The 1,118-nt window shown below is 64.5% G+C and carries 2 protein-coding genes; both read right to left on the reverse strand.

Translation table 11 applies throughout. The annotated features are described in order from the left end of the window. A partial coding sequence (locus HP499_RS24460; RefSeq protein WP_253951785.1) for an FGGY family carbohydrate kinase occupies positions 1-273 on the reverse strand: 273 nt, incomplete at its 3' end. An 84-nt stretch (positions 274-357) separates the two neighbouring features. After that, positions 358-1,118: TIM barrel protein (locus HP499_RS24465; RefSeq protein ID WP_172326603.1), on the reverse strand; the 761-nt coding region annotated here is incomplete at its 5' end.

A 1,118-nucleotide genomic window follows, 5' to 3' on the forward strand; every position in this document is an offset into this window, starting at 1 on the left:
GTTCCACAGGAGCGCGGGACGCACTACGTTTCCGGATTCGTCCAAGCACACCATCCCGTGCTGCTGGCCGCCAACGGACACAGCCTCGACGTCGTCCAAGCCGCCTGCCTCCGTGATGGCTTCCTGGAGGGCCTTCCACCAGTGTTCGGGGTGGACTTCCGTGCCCGCCGGATGGGAGGCCCTGCCCTGGCGCACCAAGGCGCCCGTGGCTGAGTCGCGGATGACCACTTTGCAGGACTGGGTGGAGCTATCGATCCCGGCTACGAGAGGCATGCGTTTGTTCCTTTGGCGAACCGGCGCCGGCCCTGCAAGCGAAGCTTGACGGGTCCGGCGCCGGGACTGGGATGGTTTTGTGATTTAGCGGGCGCCGAGCAGGTGCTCGATGGCCAGCTGGTTGAGGCGGACGAAGGCAAACGAGCGCTCGGCGGCTTGATCGGCGTCGAACGTTTCGAAAGCGCTGGCATCGGCCAGCAGGTCCGCTGTGGTCTCGCCGGCATTCAAGGTGGGCTGGCCCAACTCAAAGACGCCCGAAGTGGCGAGGGCTTCCTGGACAGCGGGATCTGCGCGGAAGGCCAGGGCGCGTTCCTTCAGCAGGAGGTACATGGACATGTTGGACTTGGCTGATTCCCACACGCCGTCGTAGCCGTCGGTGCGTGAAGGCTTGTAGTCGAAGTGGCGCGGGCCGTCATACGTGGGGCCACCGTTGGGGAACCCGTTCTCCAGCAGGTCCACCGTGAAGAAGGCGCTGGTGAGGTCGCCGTGGCCGAAGACCAGGTCTTGGTCGTACTTGATGCCGCGCTGGCCATTGAGGTCAATGTGGAAGAGCTTGCCGGCCCACAGCGCCTGGGCGATGCCGTGCGTGAAGTTCAGCCCGGCCATCTGCTCGTGGCCCGTCTCCGGGTTGAGGCCCACAATGTCGCCGTGTTCCAGCTGCGCGATGAATGCCAATCCATGTCCGACGGTGGGGAGGAAGATGTCGCCGCGGGGTTCGTTCGGCTTCGGCTCCAGTGCGATCCGGAGGTTGTAGCCCTTTTCCTTGATGTAACCGGCGGCGGTGTCCACGCCTTCCTTCATGCGGTCCAGTGCTGCCGAGAGGTCCTTGGAACCGTCATATTCGC

The organism is Paenarthrobacter sp. CM16 (genome assembly GCF_013179505.1).
Taxonomy (GTDB): Bacteria; Actinomycetota; Actinomycetes; order Actinomycetales; family Micrococcaceae; genus Arthrobacter.